The following is a 19,351-nucleotide window of genomic DNA, read 5'->3' as shown; positions in this document are numbered from 1 at the left end:
TCCTGCCATGAGCTCGTCCTCGCAGTCCTCGTCCTCCGGGTCGTCCGCGGCCTCGTCCTCTATCGTCCGGATCCCCCTCACCGACCCCGGCGAGGGCCTGACCGAGGGCGAGATCATCGACATCAAGGTCGCCGTCGGCGACACCATCGCCATCAACGATCCCGTGGCCGAGGTGGAGACCGCCAAGAGCGCGGTCGAGCTGCCCAGCCATGTCTCCGGCACCGTCACCGCGATCCTGGTCTCGGTCGGCGACGAGGTCCCCGTCGGCACCGACCTGATCGAGGTCGACACCGCCGGCGGGCCGGCCCCGTCGGCACCGGGCGCGGATCAGGCTGCCGGGCAGCCCGCCCCGGCCAATGCGCCCGAGGCGGCCGCCGAGAGCGTGCAGACCGCGGCCGAGGTGGCACCCCAGCAGGAGCCTGCCGACGCGGCCGGAGGCGCCGGGGCTGCCGAGGGCGCTCCGGCGACGCCCGCCGAGGAGGAACCCAAGAACCTGGTCGGCTACGGTGCCTCCGCCTCCCCGCAGCGCCGTCGCCGCCGCCGCGCCGCCCAGCAGGACGAGGCGCAGGTGCCCATCGACCGCATCCTCGCCAAGCCGCCCGTGCGCAAGCTCGCCCGGGATCTCGGCATCGCCCTGGCCGACGTGTTCGCCACCGGGCCCGACGGGACGGTCACCCGCGCCGACGTGCTCGCCGCCCAGCAGCGCGCGATGTCCGGCGAGGGCCCCTCCGGGCACGACGGGCACTACTTCCCCGAGGAGTCCCCGCAGGTGCCCGAGGGGCTCGGCGGCGCCATGAAGTCCACCCGCGATCATTCGTTCACGCAGGTCAGCAGCGACGAGCGCACCACCCGGGTGCCGATCCGCTCGGTGCGCAAGCGCACCGCCGAGGCGATGGTGGCCTCCGCCTTCACCGCCCCGCACGTGACGGTGTTCAACGAGATCGACATGACCCGGACCGCGCAGATCATCGCGGACCTCAAGAGCTCGAGGGAGTGGGCCGACGTCAAGGTCAGCCCCTTGGTCGTGGTCGCGAAAGCCCTGCTGGTGGCGATCCGCCGCAATCCCGAGGTCAACGCCTCGTGGGACGAGAAGAACCAGGAGATCGTCTACAAGCACTTCGTGAACCTGGGGATCGCCGCCGCCACCCCGCGCGGGCTCATCGTGCCCAACGTCAAGGACGCGCACCTGATGACGCTGCGCGAGCTGGCCGAGGCGATCGATGACCTGGCCAAGACCGCGAGGGCCGGGCGCACCTCCCTGTCGGACACTCGTGAGGGCACCATCACCATCACCAACTTCGGTGTGTTCGGGATCGATTCTGGCACCCCGATCCTGAACCCGGGGGAGTCGGTGATCCTCGGCGTCGGCGCCATCAAGGAGAAGCCCTGGATGGTCGACGGGCAGATCGTGCCGCGCAAGATCGCCCAGCTCGCCCTGAGCTTCGACCACCGCCTGATCGACGGCGCCCTCGGCGCCGAGCTGCTGCGCGACATCTCCGCCGTGCTGGAGGACCCCGCCCTGGGCCTGGTATGGGGTTGATCGACGACCTGCGAGCCCGGGGTCGTCGGCGAGCTTGCGAGTCGGCGGCACCGGGTGAGCGGGAGGAGATCAGCCGAGACGGCGGAGCGTCGAGCGACGAGCCCGCACCCTGGGACCGGGGCGCCCCGCGCGTCGGTACCCTGATCCGGTGACTTCGAGCCCTGATCCGCAGCCGCCCGCGTCGCGGCGCGATGACCCGCGGATGCAGACGGCGGAGATGGCGGCGCTGGGTTTCGAGGGCGCGGACGAGTGGGAGACCGAGTCCGAGACCATCGGGTCGGGCCCGGTGGACGTGCCCTGGGCGTGGTGGAAGATCGCGCTGATGGTCGCCGCAGGCGGTGCGCTGGGGTCGATGCTGCGCTTCGTCATCACGATCCTGGCGCCGACCGTCACCACCCCCACCCTGGTCGAGGTGCCCTGGGCGACGTTCTGGGTCAACGCGATCGGCTGCCTCGCCCTGGGGGCGCTGACGGGGGTGCTGGAGGTGCGCCGGGCCGGTCCGTGGGTCCAGCCGCTGCTGGGCACCGGACTGTGCGGCGGATTCACCACCATGTCCACCGTGGTCCTCGAGGGCTCTGCCATGATCGGCGCCGACTTCCCCCTCAAGGCCTTCGGCTACGCCCTGCTCACCGTGGTCGTGTGCCTCGGCGCGGTGGTGATCGGCATGCTCGCCGGGCGCCGCATCGCGCAGCGGATGGCTGAGGGCTCGAGAGGCCAGCGGGACTCGAGGGGCCAGCGGGACTCGAGGGGCCAGCGGGGCACGAGAGATCAGGAGGGCTCGAGGGTCCGGCGCGGCTCGAGGCGCCAGCGAGGCCAGCGGCGCTCGCGCGCTCAGCGGGATGAGGCAGGGGCCGACGGGACCGAGTCCACGGACGAGGGGAGCGCCACATGAACGCCGGGACCTTCTTGCTGGGCATGCTGCTGGTCAGCCTCGGCGGGGCGGCAGGCTCCGTGCTGCGATGGGGCGTGCGGGAGTACGGACTGCGCTGGGCGGCCGGTCGCAGCAGCGGAGCCGAGGAACGGGTCCGGCCCTGGCTCACCTTCGCCGTCAACGTCGTGGCCTGCTTCCTGCTCGGCCTCATCGTCGCCCGGCTCGGCGCCGCCACCGGTCCCGCCGAACTCGCGTACCTGCTGCTCGCGGCCGGGGTCTGCGCCGGCCTCTCCACGCTCTCGACCGCCGCGGTCGACGTGGTCGATCTGATCCGCCGGGGCCGCATCGCCATGAGCGTCGCCTACTTCCTGCTGAGCATCGGCGCCGGTATGGCCGCCCTGTGGTCGGGCCTGGTGATCGCCTCGTGAGCGCGCTCTCCGCACGGCGACCGTCTGCGCTGGTCGTCGCGATCCTCCTCGGTGCGCTCACCGTGCTGGCCGTGATCTCGGTCCTCGCGGCCGGTGCCGCCGGCGGCGGCAACCTCGTGCTGCGCGGCGCCGGGGCGATGGCACGCGCCGGAGCGCCGGTCTCCGCGATGCTCGCGGACCTCGCGGCGGCCGTGACCCTGGGTGGTGCCGTCGTCGCCGGCTGGCTGCTGCACGCGGAGGCCGACCGCGCCAGAGTCATGACCGCGGTCGCCGTCGCGGCCGGTATCACCACGCTCGCCCGAGGCACCTCCCTCGCCTTCTCCTACGCCGTGGCCACGGGGCAGGCCGTCGGGTCGGTGCGCTTCGGCTCCGACCTCGAGGTGTTCCTGGCCACCGACCTCGGCGTCTGGCTGGTCAGCGCCCTGGTGATCGCCGCGGCCGCCACGACGATCGCGGTCGCCGGCACCTCCCGCGGCATCGCCCGGACGGTTGCCGTGGCGGCCGGGCTGGTCGCCTTCGCCAGCGCGATGACCGGCCACGCCGGGGGCGGGCAGAACCATGAGGTGGCCACCTCCACGATGCTCATCCATCTCCTGGCCGTCGGGATCTGGCTGGGCGGACTGGCGGTGCTGCAGCTGCTGCCGTCCACCGCCCGGGACGATGCGACCGTGGTGCGCGGCTTCTCCCATCTGGCGTTGATCTGCTGGATCGCTCTGGCGGTCAGCGGGGTGTGGGCGCTGTCGGTGCGCATGAACGCTCCCTCGGAGGTTCTCACCAGTGCGTATGTGCAGCTGGGGCTGGCCAAGGCCGTCCTGCTGGTGGCCCTCGGCGGGCTCGGCGTCATCCAGCGCCGCCAGCTCGCCACGGGCTTCGCGGCCGAGGGCCCGGGGCACCGTGCGGCCGGCATCTATCGCCGGCTGGCCGTTCTCGAGCTCGCGCTGATGGGTCTGGCCGTGGCGATCGCCGCGGCCATGAGCTCCTCGCCGCCGCCGGCCGCCGAGGGCATCCCGCCGGCGGGCCCGGCCGGGATCCTCACCGGCTACCCCCTGCCTGCGGCCCCGGACCTGGGTACGGTCCTCACCGCGTGGCGCCCCGCGCCGTTCGGCATGATGCTCGCCTGCGTGCTGCTGCTGGTGTGGTGGCGGCCGCGCGGCCCGCAGCGGACGCGGAGCGCGAGCATCCGTCTGGTGCTGGGAGCGGCCGTGCTGGTGGCGCTGACCAGCGGCCCGCTGAACGTGTACAGCAAGGTGCTGGTCTCCGCGCATCTGCTGCAGCACGTGCTGCTGCTGGCGGTCGTCGGCGTGCTGCTGGGCACCGCGCTGGCGGTTCCTGCCCGGCTGCGGCGGGCACTCAGCGGCCGACATTGGCTCGCCGCGTTGGTGGCGGGCGCGCCGGTGGCCCTGCTCGCGGGCGTCTATGCCGGGCCGCTGCTGCGGATCGCCCTGGAAGGACACGCCGGGCACCTGGTGCTGCAGGTTCTGGCACTGACCGGCGGTGCGGTGGTGACCTTCGCGGTGCGCAGCCTCGCGGGGGTCCGGGCAAGGATCCTCGTGATCGCCGTTCCGCTGGCGCTCGCGGTCGCCGGGGCAGTGGTGCTGCTCAGCACCGACACGCTGATCGCGGCGAGCTGGTTCGGGGCCACCGGGCGCCGGTGGTGGCCCGACGCCCTGGCCGATCAGCAGCGCGGCGGGATCGCCGTCGCGGTCGTGTCCCTCGCGGCCGCTGCCGTCGCGGCGCTCGCCGTGCGCCGTCCTGCGTCGCAGCGATCACGCTGACCCGCGGGGGTCACTCGAACAGGTCGCGCACCGTGCGCAGGCGGGCCAGCAGGGTCTCGCGGTCCGCCGCCGGCACCAGCTTCTCACCCTCCCCGCCCGAGGAGATCCCGGCCGAGCGGGCACGGACGCGGTTCGCGCCGAGCACGCCGCCGATCCGCCCGAGCAGACCGGCGTCGCCGGTGGCGCGGGCGGTGGCCACCGCGTTCTCCGAGCCGGCGCGCAGGCGCTGGAAGTCCTGGAGCGCGGGCGAGCCCTCGCGGGCGGCATGCAGCAGGTAGGCGGCGATATCGGCCTGCTGGACCAGGACCGGCAGCATCCCGCCGGGGCCGCGCTGCTGGCCGAGGACCACCAGGTCGTCGCGGCCACGGGGGAACGCACCGAGGAACAGATCGAGGTCACCGCCGGCGGTGCGCGGCACGACGTCCTCGGGCAGGTGGCCCGCGCCGGATTCGTAGCCGGTCGCGAGCACGATCAGGTCCGGGGCGAAGTCGCCGTGGGCGGCGGGACCGCCATGACCGGCGAGGGTGAGGGTGCCGTTGTGGGCGATCCCGGCGATCTCGCCGACGGGAGTGATGCGGCCCTCACGCACGCGATCGAGCACCTCGTCGGAGACGATCACGGTGTCCTCCAGCAGCGGCGCGGCCGGGCGCGGGAGTCCGACGTCGGCCGGGTTGCCCACGCGGCGGCCGATCACGGCTTCGGCGATCTTCCCGTTCAGGGCTCCGAGCACGGCCGGCTCCCGGGCGGCGGCCACGTCGCCCGGGACGCCCCCGATGCGGCGAGGGACGACCCAGTGCCCGGTGCGCACCGACCAGCCGACCTCGAGGGCCCGGCGCGCGGCATCGACCGCGATGTCCGCCGCGGACTGCCCGGAGCCGACGACCAGCACCCGCTGGCCTTCCAGCCCGTCGGGCCCGGTCCAGTCCTTGGAGTGGATGACCTTGATGGAGGAGGGCACCTCGGCCGCCCAGGCGGGGCGGTGCGGGCGCTCGGAGATGCCGTGGGCGGAGATCACGGCGCGGTAGATCATGATCTCGCCGGTGGAGAGCTCGACCTGCCACACGTTGTCCTCGAAGGGGCGGGCGTAGCGCACCTCGACGCCGGGGCGGAAGTGCTCGGTCAGCTGGTGGCGGGCCGCGTAGGCGCGCAGGTACTTCGCCATGTGCGCCGGCCGCAGGTACTCGGGGAAGGAGACCGGCTGCAGCATGTCCTCGTACTGCGTGAACTCGCGCGAGGAGATCATCTCCATCGCCGGCCAGATCGGGGTGTCCTCGCGCTCCTCGTTCCAGATCCCGCCGACGTGCTTGGCGCGGTCGACCAGGTCGAAGCGGAGATCCAGCGCCTTCAGCGCCGCGGCGGCCGCCAGGCCGGCCGGGCCGGCGCCGATGACCAGCACCTTCTCGCGGGTGGGGATCTCGTCGTGGAGCTCGGGCATCGGGAAGAGCCTTCCGAGTCGGGTGGCGCGCGGCGACCGGGACGGACCCGGCCACCGGTCTCAGCGGCGGGCAGACGCTGGCCATCCTAGTCGTCCGCCGCGGGCGGCACGGCCGCGGCGGAGCGAGCGGAGGGGAGCCGGTGGGCCCGTGCTCACGGTTCGAGGGAGGCGGCCTTCTCCCGAGCCAGCAGCAGGGCCCCGGGCAGGCCCGTGGTGACGGCGCAGAAGGGGCGGCCGTCGGACTGCAGGCCCGTGACGACCTCGTCGTGGATCGGGCCCGGAGTGGCCAGCACCGAGCCGGCCAGCACCACGGGCAGGGCGGCCTCGGCGTCCAGGGCGCGCACGGTGTCCATGACGTGCCTGATCGCGGTGTCGAGGATGTCGCGGGCAGCCGGGTCCTCGGGGACGGTCGCCGGCAGCTGCGCGAACCGGCCGAGGGCGGCGGGGGCACCGGCGGGCAGCTGCTCGTCCAGGGCCCGGATGAGGTCCTGGCGCGGATCACCGGTGGGGGAGGGCGGGATCAGCCCGTCCCGCAGATCCAGCTCGAGCATGTCGCCGACCTGTTCCGTCAGCAGCGTGCGACGGCCGCGGCCGTCGATGTCGGCGGCGACCGCCTGCAGGGTGCGCCGGCCCAGCCAGACGGCGGAACCGATGTCGCCGAGGAGCCAGCCCATCCCGTCGCGCCGGGCCACCGGCTCGCGACCGCGGAAGCGGACGGCGACCGCGCCCGTGCCGGCGAGCACGAGCAGTCCGTCATCGCCCACGTCCCCGGCGAGGAAGGCGGTGTGCAGGTCATCGGTGATCAGCACCCGGTCCGGGGCGATGCCGAGGGCAGTCACGCGCTCGCCGACGGAGCGGCGCACGTCCTCGGCCCGGGCCGGTCCGGCACCGGAGATCCCCAGCGCGAGGGCGGCGACCTCCGGCGCGCGGCCGAGTTGCTGATGGCCGCGCTCCAGCACCTCGCGGATCGTGCCGGTGAGGTGGTCGAGGGCTGCCGCCCCGGACGAGCGCAGGTTCGCGCCCGGTCCCTCCGCCTCGGCGAGCACGTCGGGTCCCGGCGCGGAGCGATCGAGGCGAGCGAGGACGACACGCGATGTGGTCGCCCCGATGTCCCCGGCGATGACCGCGCGCGACGGTGCGGGGCCGGACGCTCCTGCGCCGGATGATGCAGGGCCGGACGCTCCAGCAGCGGACGCTCCAGCGCCGGACGGTGCAGAGATGTCGGCGTCCATGGCGATGCTCCCTCGGTCGTTCCCCCGCGCGGTCGGACCCCATCGTAGGGCGGCGTGCGGGGCCCGGTGCCCCCGGTGGACGTGCACCGACCGGTGCAGGGACCCGGGCCGGTTCAGAGGTCCAGCCCGGCCTGGACCTCGCGCATCGCCTCGGCCGAGGCGTGCATCCGCGCCAGCTCCCGATCGTCCATCGGCACCTCGAGACGCCGGACGGCGCCCGCCCGGCCCACCACCGTCGGCATCGACATCGCGACGTCGTCCAGTCCGTGCCACCCCTCCAGCGGCGTCGAGACCGGCAGCACCGCGTTCTCATCGCGCACGATGGCCTCGACGATGCGGGCCGCCGCCACGCCGATCGCGAGGTTGGTGGCGCCCTTGCCCTGGATCACCGTGTACGCGGCCCCGGCGACCTCGCGCTCGAGCTCCTCGAGCGCGGTGCGGTCCAGCGCAGGCCGCCCCTCGGCATCGAGCCAGCCCGTCAGCGGCACCTGGCCGATGCTGGCGGAGGACCACAGGCCGAACTCGCTGTCGCCGTGCTCGCCGACGATGGTGGCGTGCACGCTGCGGGAGGAGACCCCGAGCCGGGTGGCCAGCAGCCAGCGCAGCCGGGAGGTGTCCAGCACGGTCCCAGAGCTCATCACCCTCCCGCGGGGGAGTCCGGAGATGCGGGCCGCGGCCAGGGCCAGCACGTCGGCAGGGTTCGTCACCAGCACGTACACAGCATCCGGTGCCTGCTCGAGCAGCTGCGGCAGCAGGCTCTGCAGGATCGCGACATTGGTCCCGGTCAGTTCGGGGCGGGTCTGGCCGGGCTTCTGCCGGGCACCGGCTGTGATCACCACGACGTCGGCCCCGGCGACGACGGAGATGTCGTCCCCGCCGATCACCTCGGCCCCGGAGGCCAGCGAGCTGCCGTGGGCGAGATCGAGCACCTCCGCGTCGACCTTGGCGGTGTTCACGTCGTACAGGGCGATGGTGCGGGCCGAGCCGCGCAGCATGGCGGCGTAGGCGACGGAGGAGCCGACGGAACCGGCTCCGACGACGGCGAGCTTGGGGGCGGCCGAGGGTGGCGCGACGGCGGGGGCGACGGTGCTCATGGCACCAGTGTGGGTGCCGGGGCCCTCCGTGCACAGAGCGAGCCGGGAGAAAGCTTCGCCGGGAAAACCGGTCGACGCCGTTCCCGCGCCACTCCTAGACTCGCCCCGTGCGCATCTGATCAGCCCCGTCCATCGCCGCGTCCCGCGACCAGGAGCTGATCCATGCCCTCGCATCCCCGTCCCACCGCCCCGACCGATCGATCCGCCGCCGGGGCCACCGCGCCCTCCGTCGCCGGAGCAGCCGCGTCCTCCGTCGCCGGAGCCGCGGCCGCGGACCCCGCCCTGCACCTGCGCGCCGAGGGGATCTCCTTCTCCTTTCCCGACCGGCGCGTGCTGACCGATATCAGTCTCGTGGTGCCCGCGGGACGCCCCACCGGCCTGCTCGGGGAGAACGGCAGCGGCAAGTCCACGCTGTTGCGCATCCTCGCCGGTGCCCTGCAGCCCGAGGGCGGGACCGTCTCAGCGCCCGGCCCCGTCGGCCTGCTCCACCAGGAGCTGCCGTTCCCGGCGTCCGCCACCCTCGCCGACGTCGTCGCCGATGCGCTGGCCCGCTCCCGCCGCCTGGAGCGCGAGCTCGCGCGGGCAGGGGAGGCGCTCGCCGGCGGGACCGGTGGGCCGGCCCCCGAGGCGGCCCGCCGATACGACCGGCTGCTGGCCGAGGCGACTCTGGCCGACGTGTGGAACGCCGACCGCCGCGCCGAGACGGTCCTGGCCGGTCTCCATCTCGACGGCCCGGGCCGGAGCACCCGACTCGACCGGATCAGCGGCGGCCAGCGGGAGCGGCTCGCCCTCGCCCATCTCCTCATCGCCCGCCCCACGACGTGGCTGCTGGACGAGCCCACCAATCATCTCGACGACGACGGGGCCGCGTTCCTGGCCTCCGCGATCCACGAGCATCCGGGGCCCGTGCTCATCGCCAGCCACGACCGGGCCTTCCTCGACGACGCCACGCTCGCCCAGCTCGACCTGGACCTCGCCGAGAGCCCCGTGGCCTCCGCGCCGGGCGGGCTGACGCTGTACACCGGGGGATTCTCCGAGTACCTGCTGGCCCGTCTCGAGGCGCGGGAGCGGTGGGAGCACCGGTTCCGCGCCGAACAGGAGGAGCTGACCTCCCTGCGCCGGGCGGTCACGGATTCGGCGGAGGTAGGCCACGCGCGCCGGGGCCCGCGCACCGAGGCCAGGGCCGCCAAGAAGTTCTACGCCGACCGCAACGCCAAGACCGTCTCGCGGCGACTGCGGGAGGCCCGGGCCCGCCTCGAGCAGCTCGAGGCGGAGCAGGTGCGCAAGCCCCCGGCCGAGCTGCACTTCACCCACCTGCCGTCGGCCCTGCGGCGGGGTGGCGGGGGAGCGGACGGTGCCGTGCTGGTGACGGCGAGCCGGGCAGCGGTCTCCGGCCGCCTCGCGCCGACCTCGTTCAGCCTCGCCGCCGGTCAGCGGCTGCTGGTCACCGGGCCCAACGGGTCGGGGAAGTCGACTCTGCTGGACACGGTGACCGGGGCGCTCGAGCCGACGGCGGGCAGCATCGACCGGCCCCGCGGTCTGCGCATCGGTCACCTCGGGCAGGACGACGAGGCGATCCCGGGGCGCACCGTCGATGAGCACCTGCGCGCCGCAGCGACTGGCTCCGCCCAGCTTCCGCTCGAGGACGGCGCCGTGCCCGAGTTGTTCGGCCTGGTCCACCCCCGCGACCTCTCCCGGCCGCTCGATCAGCTCTCCCGCGGCCAGCTGCGCCGCGTGATGCTCGCAGCCCTCCTGCTGGATCCGCCCGAGCTGCTGGTGCTCGATGAGCCCACGAACCACCTGGCCCTGGTCACCGCCACCCGGTTCGAGCAGGCCCTGCAGGACTGGAACGGCACGGTGCTGATCGCCTCCCATGATCGCTGGCTGCGCAAGCGCTGGCAGGGCGAGGTGCTCGAGCTGGCATGACCCGCCCTGCGTGGTCGGTAGGCGGCATCAGCTGCGGCACCGTCGGTCTTCCACCGTCCGGCCGGTGGCGTCACACGAGTTCACGGAGGTCGGCGTCGCTCGCCGCGGTGCGTCACTGTGAACTCGACCCCGTTCTCAGGAGGAGCGCCATGACCGACACGTCCGCGACACCGCAGCAGTTCGAGACCCTCGCCATCCACGCCGGGCAGGAGCCGGATCCGGGCTCCGGGGCTCGCGCCCTGTCGATCCAGCAGACGACGAGCTTCGTCTTCCCCAGCGCGGAATCGGCCGCGGACCGCTTCGCCCTGGCCGAGGCCGCTCCGATCTACACCCGCATCACCAATCCCACCCAGGCAGCGGTCGAGGACCGGATCGCCGCGCTCGAGGGCGGCGCGGCCGGGCTCCTGGTCGCCTCCGGCCAGAGCGCGATCAGCCTGTCGATCCTCAACCTGGCCGGCGCCGGGGACTCCGTGGCCGTCTCCCCGAGCCTGTACGGCGGCTCGTTCAACCTCTTCAAGCACACCCTGTCCCGGCTCGGGATCACCCCGCAGTGGATCGAGGACCCCACCGACCCCGAGTCCTGGCGGGCCGCGGCCGACGAGACCACCCGGGCCTTCTTCGTCGAGTCCATCCCCAACCCCAAGCACGACCTGCCCGACCTGCGCGCGATCGCCGACGTCGCGCACGAGGTCGGTGTGCCGCTGGTGGTGGACAACACGGTGGCCACCCCCTTCCTGCTGCGGCCGCTCGAGCACGGGGCGGACGTCGTCGTCCATTCCGCCACCAAGTTCCTGGGCGGCCACGGCACCTCGATCGCCGGCGTCATCGTCGACGGTGACAGCTTCGACTTCACGGCCCACGCCGAGAAGTACCCGCAGTTCACCCAGCCCGACGAGTCCTACAACGGGCTGGTCTTCTCCACGGTGCCCGCCGCCTTCGCCACCCGCGCCCGCACCAACCTGCTGCGCGACCTGGGGCCGGCCATCTCCCCGTTCAACGCCTTCCTCATCGGGCAGGGCCTGGAGACGCTGCCGCTGCGCATGGAGCGCCACCTGGCCAACACCCGCCGGGTCGCCGCCTTCCTCGAGGCCGACGAGCGGGTGTCCTCGGTGACCTGGGCGTCGCTGGAGTCCTCGCCCTACAAGGCGACGGCGGACACGTACCTCCCCAAGGGCGCCGGCAGCGTGCTGGGCTTCGTCCTGCCCGGCGGGGTCGAGGCCGGCCGGCGCTTCGTCGACGCCCTGACCCTGCACTCCCACGTCGCCAACATCGGTGACGTGCGCTCGCTGGTGATCCACCCGGCCTCGACCACCCACGCGCAGCTGAGCGAAGCCGAGCAGCGCGCCGCCGGCGTCGAACCCGGCTTCGTGCGGCTCAGCGTCGGCATCGAGCACATCGACGACATCCTCGCCGACCTCGAGCAGGGACTGGCCGCCGTCTCCGCGTGAGCCGGCAGGGGCGGAGCACGACTGCGGCCGTTGTGCCGCCGGCCAGGCGAGCTGGATACGCTGGGCACATCATGAGCAACCAGCCCGCGCCCCTGCCGTCCGTCCCGCTCGATCGCTGGCCACCGGTGTGGACCCCGAGCGCCGTGATCTTCGACTGCGACGGGCTGCTGGTGGACACCGAAGGCCGCTGGGTGCTGCTGCAGGAGGACTACCTCGCCCGGCACGGCGCGGCGCTGGACCCGGAGGCGCGGCGCGCCCTGACCGGCCGGGCCGCCGAGATCGTCGTCCTCGCCATCGCCGAGGCCGTCGGCAAGGATCCCCAGCTGGTGGGCCGCGAGCTCCTCGAGGAGCATCGCAGCACCATCGGGGAGAAGCTCACCCCGCTGCCCGGGGCGCTCGAGACGCTGCGAACCATCGCCGGCGTGAAGCCGGTCGCCGTGGCCTCCAACTCCCCGCGGGAGATGCTGGAGGTCAAGCTGGCCGAGCTCGGCATCGCCGACGTCGTGGACGTCTCGATCGCCATCGAGGACGTCGCCGCCCCCAAGCCCTCCCCGGAGATTTACCTCGCCGCGGCGCGCGCCCTGGGGGCCGATCCCGCCGACTGCCTCGGATTCGAGGACTCGGAGACCGGGGCCGAGGCGGCACTGGCCGCCGGGCTGCAGCTGATCGCGGTCCCCTCGATCCCCGGGCAGGATCCGCGGGCCCCGCGCCGGCTCAGCTCCCTGACCGACGCGGTGCTGGCCGACTGGATCGCCGGCTGGGAGAGCACCCGATGAGCGTCGCGGCCCCGGCCCGGTTCACGGAGGCCTTCGGGGACTGGACTCCGCGGGCGGTCGTCTTCGACTGCGACGGACTGCTGCTGGACACCGAGAGGGTCTGGCAGCGCGCTCAGGACAGTGTCGTGGCCGGGGTGCAGGCGACGCTGGAGGACGAGGACCACGCCGAGCTGCACGGCTCGACCATCCAGGTCGCCGCGGCCCTGATCGCCCGCAGGGCCCGCGCCGAGGAGCAGCGGGTCCTGGACGATCTGCACCGGGAGTTCGAGCGCGAACTGGCCGGCGCGATCCGCGTGATGCCGGGCGCCGAGGAGATCGTGCGGCGGGCCGGGGCCCGCGTCCCGCTGGGATGCGCCTCGAACTCCTGGCTCGAGGCGCTCGAGCACAAGCTCACCCTCGGCGGGCTCCGAGAGCACTTCGCCGTGCTCGAGGCCTCCGACACCGTCGAACGCGGCAAGCCCGCCCCGGACATGTACGCCGCGGCGGCCCGCGCTCTCGGCGTCGCGCCGGGGGACACGCTCGCTCTCGAGGATTCCGGCACCGGCGCACGCGCCGCCCGTGACGCCGGTCTGCGTCTGATCGCGGTGCCCACTTCGGGGCACCCTGCGCCTCCGGCTGACCTGGTGCTCGAGGACTTGACCGACCCCGACCTGGCCGCATGGATCGAGACCTGGTGACCATGAGGCGAAGTCCACGCATGTCACGCCGACTGGCCACTGCCCATCGACGCGGTGTTCACTGGTCCCCATGACCACACCCTCCGACCCCTCTGCGCCGCTGACCGCCCGCGCCCACGGCTCCCCGTTGCGCGGCCGCGGCTGGCTGAACACCGGTGGCGCCGAACTCGACCTGGAGGCCCTGCGCGGCAAGATCGTGCTGCTGGACTTCTGGACGTTCTGCTGCGTGAACTGCCTGCACGTGCTCGATGAGCTGCGGCCGCTGGAGGAGAAGTGGGCCGACGAGCTCGTCGTGGTCGGCGTCCACTCCCCGAAGTTCGAGTTCGAGAAGGACCCCGACGCGCTCGCCGCGAACATCGAGCGCTACGAGGTCGATCACCCCGTCATCGACGATCCCGAGCTGGAGACGTGGACCGAGTACGGTGCCCGCGCCTGGCCGACCCTGATGGTCCTGGACACCCAGGGCCGCATCGCGGGGAACCTCTCCGGCGAGGGCCATGCCGCGAACCTCGACGCGCTCATCGAGCGGCTCGTCGGCGAGGGCGAGGCCGACGGCTCGCTGCGCCGCGGACCGGCCCCCACCGTGATCGCCGAACGGCCCCAGCAGACCCTGCGCTTCCCCTCCAAGCTCACCACCCTGCCCGATGGCCGTCTGGTCGTCTCCGACGCCGGCCAGCACCGTCTGGTGGTCTTCCAGAACGACGGCGTGACCGTCGACGAGATCATCGGCACCGGTCACCGCGGGCACGTGGACGGGGAGGGGGAGCGCGCTCAGTTCGCCGAGCCCAACGGCGTCCTCGCCCTGCCCGACGAGGTCGCCGCCGAGGTCGGCTACGACCTGCTGGTGGCCGATACCGCCGGCCACACGCTGCGCGGCGTGAAGGTCGGCCAGGACCGACTGCTGCGCTCACGGACCGCCACCGAGGTGCACACCGTCGCCGGCTCCGGAGCGCAGTGGATGCAGGGCGAGCCCCTGCCCCGCGGCGAGGGCGATGCCCGTGGGTATGCCCTCTCGACCCCGTGGGACCTGACCTGGTCGCACGTGCTCTCCCGCGCCGTGATCGCCATGGCCGGCATCCACCAGATATGGACCTTCGACCCCGTCACCGGGGCTCTGATGGTGCTCGCCGGCACCACGCAGGAGGGCCTCGTGGACGGCCCCGCCGTCACCTCCTGGTGGGCACAGCCCTCCGGGGTCGACGAGCTGCCCGACGGTCGTCTCGTCGTCGCCGATGCCGAGAGCTCGGCGGTGCGGACGCTGGACCCGCACACGATGCTCGTGAGCACCCTCGTCGGCGAGGGGCTGTTCGACTTCGGCCATGTCGACGGCCCCGCCGGTCCGGACGGCGTCGCCCGTCTCCAGCACCCGCTGGGCGTGACCGCCCTGCCCGACGGCCGGATCGCCGTGGCGGACACCTACAACGGCGCCATCCGCCTCATCGAGGAGCATTCCGGGGAGGTCGACGCCGACGGGGAGGAGACCCCGCCCGTCGCCGCCGTGACCGTCGTGACGGTCGCCACCGACCTCAAGGAGCCGTCCGACGCGATCGTCGGCCCCCCGGTCGACGGCATCGGCCAGCTGATCGTCGTCGAGTCCGGCGCCCACCGCGTCACCTGGGTCCCCGTGGCCAAGGCCGCCGAGCGGGTCATCGACGAGGGCGCCCAGCGCTCCGAACGCCCGGTGACCGAGATGGGTCCGGGCCCGATCACGCTCCGTGTGCTGTTCACCCCGCCCGAGGGCCACAAGCTCGACGACTCCCTCGGGCCCTCCACCCAGGTCACCGTGTCCACCACGCCGTCCGCCATGCTGACCAGCGGCGGAGGGGTCGACACGCCCCTGGAGCGCACGATCGAGCTGGATCCCGCCTACGGTGAGGGCGTTCTGCACGTCAATGCGCGCGCCGCATCCTGCGATGCCGACCCCGCCGTCGAGTTCCCCGCCTGCCACATGCACCAGCAGGACTGGGGAGTCCCGATCCGGATCGTCGAGGGCGCACCCACCCACCTGGATCTGTCCCTGCTCGCCTGAGTCGCCACAGGCCGACTCCACCGAGCCCCGTCGTCGGAAGCATCTCTCTTGGATCTGATCACGCAATTCCCCCTGGGCGACGACATCGCCGTGACCCTGCTGGTGCTGGGGGTGCTCTCCCTGGTCGCCCTGGTGGCCGGAGCCGTCGTCCCCAGCCGCCTGCGCCGCGACGAGGACAGCCCCGAGGTCGACGCCGGGCTCGGACGTCGCCTGGGCGTGCATCTGGCCTCGTCCGGCTCGATCATCCTGTGGGTCGGCGTGCCCGCCGTGGTGCTGCTCTACCTGGTCCCGGGCTCGACGGATGACCGCATCCTGCGCTCGGTGATGATGCTGGTGGGTCTTCTGCTCGGCCCGCTCGCCGCCTGGCGCGGCCTCGCGATCCAGCTCGCCGCGCTCGGGGTCGATGCGGAGCGACGCCCCGCGCTGATCAACCGCCTCGGCGCCCTGACGGTCACGGGCGCGCTCGCGCTGGCGATCCTGCCGGTCGCCATCGTCGTGTGGTTCACCCACGCCAGCGGCTCGGCCGCGCTGATGGCCCTGGCCGGGGGCGCCGCGATCTCGGCGTTCGCGATCCGGGTGGCTGCCGCGCCGCTGGACACCGCCGCCTCCGCCTCCGCGATCCTCGTGGGGACCGACGAGCACGAGATCGCCGCCGACGACACCGACAACCTCGGCGCACCCCATCTGCGCACCTCCCGCATGTTCCGCCGCGGGGCCGCTCTCAGCGCCGACCTGGTGGCTCTGGCCACCGCGGGCGCCGCCGTCGGCGTCATCCTCGGCGTGCCCGTGCTGGCCGCCGAGGGCATCCTGGTGGTGCTGCTCGCCCTCGGAGTGGCGATGCTCGCCGCCGGTGCGAGCGCCGTCATCCCGCACCCGGGCGGGCCCGGCCGCGAGCGCAGCGCTCTCCAGCTGGGCGGGCTGATCCCCGCCGTGCTCGGCGGCGCCGGCACCGTCGTCGCCGCTGCCCTGTGGCTGCCCTCGCAGTACAAGGACCTGCGATTCGTCCAGGCCGGCATGGAGAACTTCACCGACCAGGCCGTGGCCGGGCCCGACCCGCTGCCGCGCGAGCAGCTCGAGCCGCAGATCGAAGAGGCCGTGGGCGACATGGGCCAGTGGGTCTCCCAGACCGACGACTCCCGGGACGCGGGAGCCTTCCTCGACGTGCTGACCCTGTACACGGTCTCCCCGAGCGCCGTGGTCGCCGCGGCCCTGGGCCTCGGCGTGCTCGCCGCGCTCGCCGTGGTGGTCCTCCTCGGCGGCACCGGCCACCGGTTCGGGGGCACCGTGCTGCGCGCGGCCCGCACCAGCCGCACCGGTGGGGCGCTCGGCGTCACCGCGGGCCTGGGCTCGACCGCCCTGGTCGCCGCCGGCTCCCTCGCCCTGATGCTGATCGTCGGCGCCGTGCTCAACGTGCTCAGCGCCGGCGTGCCCGGCCTCGCTCTCGCTCTGCTGGCCTACGCCGGGCTCGGCGCCCTGGTGGTGGCCGCGGGGTACGCCGGTTCGCTGATCGCGCCGACCCTGGTGGACCGCCCCGAGGCCGAGCGCGGCCTGCGCGATGCCGGCGCCACCTCCGCCACCGGGCCGCGCGGCGTGCTGCTGCTGGCAGGCTGCCTCACCGGCCTGGCGGCGCTGGGTCCCATCGTCACCGCGCTCCAGGTCGCCCCGCGTGCGGCGACCGTGTGGGAGGACCGCACCCTGCACGCCCTCACCCCGCTCTCCCTGCCGCTGCTGGGCGGAGTCGGACTGGGCGCGGTCACCGTGCTGCTCGTGACCGCGTCGCTGCTGGACGGCGCCCGCCGGCTCGGCGCGAACGCGGTCGTCGAGACCCGAGCCTCGATCCTCGAGAACCGCAGCGGGGTGGCTCTGCCCGACATGCCCGAGATGGTCCGGCGCGCCGTGCTGACCCCGGTCGTGCTGATCGTGCTGATGCCGCTCGTCGCCGGGTTCGGACTGGGCGCCGCCGCGCTGCCGGGCCTCGTGGTCGGTGTGGTCCTGACCGCCACCGGACTGGGCCTGTGGTCGCTGGGCTCCGCATCCACCATGGACAGCGCAGCGGCGGTGATCGGCCAGGGCCGCTACGGCGGGCCGGGCTCGTGGGGGCATTCCGGGGCTCTCGGCGGCGCCGTGCTGACCGGCACCCTGCGCGCCGCGGTCGGCTCTGTGGCCCTGCCGCTGCTGCTGGCCACGTCCGTGCTCTCCGCGCTCGCGGTCAGCTCCGTGGTGAGCATGAGCACCGACGGCACCAGCCCCTACCTGCGCTGGGGCATCGCCGTGATCGCGCTGATCATCGTGCTGACCTGCTGGGTGATCGCTGCGACCGCTCCGGAGGTCGACCTCGAGGACGGGGAGGGCGAGATCTCCCGCCCGCTGTTCGCCCGCGACGAGGAGGAGGCCACGGACACCCTGGACGCGATGGACTGGGAGGACGACGCCGAGAACGTCGACCAGGTCCCGGTGGCCGCCGCGCCCGCCCGTTCCAAGCGCAGCAAGCGCCGCAAGGGCAGTGGGAAGGCCTCCGCAGGCACCGGGGAGAAGAACAGGAGCTCGGACTCGGCCTCCGACTGAGCCACGTCCCGATGATGACGGTGGCGGCGGCCCCCTCGGGGTCCGCCGCCACCGTCATGTGTCGGCGCCGAGGCCCCGCAGCACGAACTGCTCCAGAGCGGGCCGCGAGAACCGGCGCGCGGCAGAGCCCACCAGCAGCGCGTTGATGATCCGCACGGTGGCATCGACATCGAGATCCGCCGCGAAGTCACCCTGGTCCACACCCTCGCGCACGATCCCGCGCAGCACGTCCTCGATCATCAGCACGTGCTCGCGCATGCGCGCCGCGGTCTCCTCGCTCAGCGACGTCGCGCCCGCCGAATGGGGCATGTGGAACGAGACCGTCAGCTCGAGCTGGGTGCGCACATACGCGACCGCCGCATCACGCGGGGAGGCGGAGTCGCTCACCCCCGCCCGCAGCTGCGCGATGTAGTCGGCGGTCTCATGGATCGCGTACTCCACCAGCAGGGTCTCGCGGTCCGGGAAGTGGTTGTACATCGCGGTGCGGCCGACTCCGGCCGCACCGGCGATCTTCGAGAGCGTGATCGATTCGAAGTCCTGGGTCTCCAGCAGCTCGGCGAGTGCGGCGAATATCTTCTCGCGGGTGCGTTCGCGGTGCTCCTCGAGCGACCCTCCGATGATCTTGGGCATGACGCATTCTTACACCCCGACAGATCCCGGGGGCCAGACCATCGGCCGGCCGCGTGCGCTGGTCATGCCGCTACCGCGCCGGGAGGTGCGATGAGACGGACCCGTTCCTGGATCCGTTCAGGGAATGATCGCGTCGACGTAGCCGCCGTCGACGCGCACCGTGCCGCCGGTGGTGGCGGAGGCCAGCGGCGAGGCGAGGTAGACGACCATGTTGGCGATCTCCTCGGGTTCGATGAGTCGCTGGATCAGGGACTGCGGGCGGTATTCGCGCATGAACCGGCGCTGGGCCTCGTCCCACGGCAGCTCATCACCGACGAGGGAGCGCGCGAACTCCTCGACGCCCTCGGTGTGGGTGGGCCCGGCCATGACGGCGTTGACGGTCACGCCCGAGCCGGCGGCCGTCTTCGCGAAGCCGCGCGAGGCGCCCAGCAGAGCCGTCTTCGAGGTGCCGTAGTGGATCATCTCGGCGGGGATCGCGAGGGAGGAGTCGGAGGCGATGCTGAGCACGCGCCCCCAGCCGCGGTCCATCATCGCCGGCAGCAGCATCCGCGTCAGGCGGATCGCGGAGAGGACGTTGACCTCGAAGTACCGCCGCCACTGCTCGTCATCGATCTCGAGCGCGTCCATGGACTCGAAGATGCCGAGATTGTTGACGAGGATGTCGACCTCTCCGGCGGATTCGGCCAGCTCCTGCGCACCGTCCGACGTGGCGGCATCCGCGACCACGCCCCGGGCCGACCCCGGACCGCCATGTTCCTGGATCCGCGCCACGGCGCGCTCGAGGGAATCCGGAGTGCGGCCGTTGACGACCACCTGGGCGCCGGCCCGGGCGAGCCCGTCGGCGATCGCGAGGCCGATCCCGCCGGACGAGGCCGTCACCAGTGCAGTCCTGCCGCTGAGGTCGATGTGCATATCTGCGCCTCCC

Annotated in this window: 15 protein-coding genes; 10 read left to right on the top strand and 5 right to left on the bottom strand. The window is 73.4% G+C overall.

The window, feature by feature from the left end; genetic code table 11:
• Positions 1 to 7: 7 nt before the first annotated feature.
• From ACFQRD_RS08040 to ACFQRD_RS08025, 4 genes are all read left to right on the top strand, one after another.
• Positions 8 to 1,540, top strand: coding sequence for a dihydrolipoamide acetyltransferase family protein (locus ACFQRD_RS08040; RefSeq protein WP_377803722.1), 1,533 nt, complete (start codon positions 8 to 10; stop codon positions 1,538 to 1,540).
• Between the two features lie 148 nt (positions 1,541 to 1,688).
• Positions 1,689 to 2,432, top strand: a complete 744-nt coding sequence (locus ACFQRD_RS08035; RefSeq protein ID WP_377803721.1) for a fluoride efflux transporter FluC — start codon at positions 1,689 to 1,691, stop codon at positions 2,430 to 2,432.
• On the top strand, positions 2,429 to 2,839 hold the full coding sequence (locus tag ACFQRD_RS08030) for a fluoride efflux transporter FluC (protein WP_377018269.1): 411 nt from the start codon (positions 2,429 to 2,431) through the stop codon (positions 2,837 to 2,839). Before ACFQRD_RS08035 ends, ACFQRD_RS08030 begins: the two co-directional genes overlap by 4 nt.
• Positions 2,836 to 4,614: a CopD family protein gene (locus tag ACFQRD_RS08025; protein ID WP_377803720.1), complete on the top strand. Its 1,779-nt coding sequence runs from the start codon at positions 2,836 to 2,838 to the stop codon at positions 4,612 to 4,614. The genes ACFQRD_RS08030 and ACFQRD_RS08025 overlap by 4 nt, the downstream gene beginning before the upstream one ends.
• A 10-nt stretch (positions 4,615 to 4,624) precedes the next feature.
• Here ACFQRD_RS08025 and ACFQRD_RS08020 read toward each other — a convergent pair whose 3' ends face one another.
• The 3 genes from ACFQRD_RS08020 to ACFQRD_RS08010 form a co-directional block, all read right to left on the bottom strand.
• The gene (locus ACFQRD_RS08020) at positions 4,625 to 6,049 is read right to left on the bottom strand and encodes a flavin-containing monooxygenase (protein WP_377803719.1); all 1,425 of its coding nucleotides are present in this window, start codon (positions 6,047 to 6,049) and stop codon (positions 4,625 to 4,627) included.
• Between the two features lie 152 nt (positions 6,050 to 6,201).
• Positions 6,202 to 7,281, bottom strand: a complete 1,080-nt coding sequence (locus ACFQRD_RS08015; RefSeq protein ID WP_377803718.1) for an N-acetylglucosamine kinase — start codon at positions 7,279 to 7,281, stop codon at positions 6,202 to 6,204.
• A gap of 113 nt (positions 7,282 to 7,394) precedes the next feature.
• Positions 7,395 to 8,375, bottom strand: coding sequence for an L-lactate dehydrogenase (locus ACFQRD_RS08010; protein ID WP_377803717.1), 981 nt, complete (start codon positions 8,373 to 8,375; stop codon positions 7,395 to 7,397).
• Positions 8,376 to 8,537: 162 nt separating this feature from the next.
• Between ACFQRD_RS08010 and ACFQRD_RS08005 the strand changes: the two genes are divergently transcribed.
• The 6 genes from ACFQRD_RS08005 to ACFQRD_RS07980 all read left to right on the top strand — a co-directional run bounded on the left by ACFQRD_RS08005 (position 8,538) and on the right by ACFQRD_RS07980 (position 17,796).
• Positions 8,538 to 10,301, top strand: a complete 1,764-nt coding sequence (locus tag ACFQRD_RS08005; protein ID WP_377803716.1) for an ABC-F family ATP-binding cassette domain-containing protein — start codon at positions 8,538 to 8,540, stop codon at positions 10,299 to 10,301.
• A gap of 149 nt (positions 10,302 to 10,450) precedes the next feature.
• Positions 10,451 to 11,749 (top strand): O-acetylhomoserine aminocarboxypropyltransferase/cysteine synthase family protein, encoded by a 1,299-nt coding sequence (locus ACFQRD_RS08000; RefSeq protein WP_377803715.1) that lies wholly within the window; start codon positions 10,451 to 10,453, stop codon positions 11,747 to 11,749.
• Between the two features lie 71 nt (positions 11,750 to 11,820).
• A complete protein-coding gene (locus ACFQRD_RS07995) occupies positions 11,821 to 12,525 on the top strand; it encodes an HAD family hydrolase (RefSeq protein WP_377792979.1) in 705 nt (234 codons plus the stop codon).
• The gene (locus ACFQRD_RS07990) at positions 12,522 to 13,202 is read left to right on the top strand and encodes an HAD family hydrolase (protein WP_377792980.1); all 681 of its coding nucleotides are present in this window, start codon (positions 12,522 to 12,524) and stop codon (positions 13,200 to 13,202) included. Before ACFQRD_RS07995 ends, ACFQRD_RS07990 begins: the two co-directional genes overlap by 4 nt.
• A 70-nt stretch (positions 13,203 to 13,272) precedes the next feature.
• On the top strand, positions 13,273 to 15,231 hold the full coding sequence (locus ACFQRD_RS07985) for a thioredoxin-like domain-containing protein (RefSeq protein WP_377018260.1): 1,959 nt from the start codon (positions 13,273 to 13,275) through the stop codon (positions 15,229 to 15,231).
• 48 nt (positions 15,232 to 15,279) lie between these two features.
• Entirely contained in the window at positions 15,280 to 17,796 is a 2,517-nt protein-coding gene (locus ACFQRD_RS07980) for a pyrophosphatase (RefSeq protein WP_377803714.1), read from the top strand.
• Positions 17,797 to 17,850: 54 nt separating this feature from the next.
• Here the strand turns inward: ACFQRD_RS07980 and ACFQRD_RS07975 are convergent, their stop codons facing one another.
• Positions 17,851 to 18,426, bottom strand: coding sequence for a TetR/AcrR family transcriptional regulator (locus ACFQRD_RS07975; protein ID WP_377018258.1), 576 nt, complete (start codon positions 18,424 to 18,426; stop codon positions 17,851 to 17,853).
• A gap of 117 nt (positions 18,427 to 18,543) precedes the next feature.
• Entirely contained in the window at positions 18,544 to 19,338 is a 795-nt protein-coding gene (locus ACFQRD_RS07970; RefSeq protein WP_377018257.1) for an SDR family NAD(P)-dependent oxidoreductase, read from the bottom strand.
• Between the last annotated feature and the right edge of the window lie 13 nt (positions 19,339 to 19,351).

The organism is Brachybacterium sp. GCM10030268, from assembly GCF_042666305.1.
In the GTDB taxonomy this organism is placed as follows: Bacteria; Actinomycetota; Actinomycetes; order Actinomycetales; family Dermabacteraceae; genus Brachybacterium.
The sequence above is the reverse complement of the archived record's forward strand: the minus strand, read 5'-3'. Positions and strand labels throughout refer to the sequence as shown.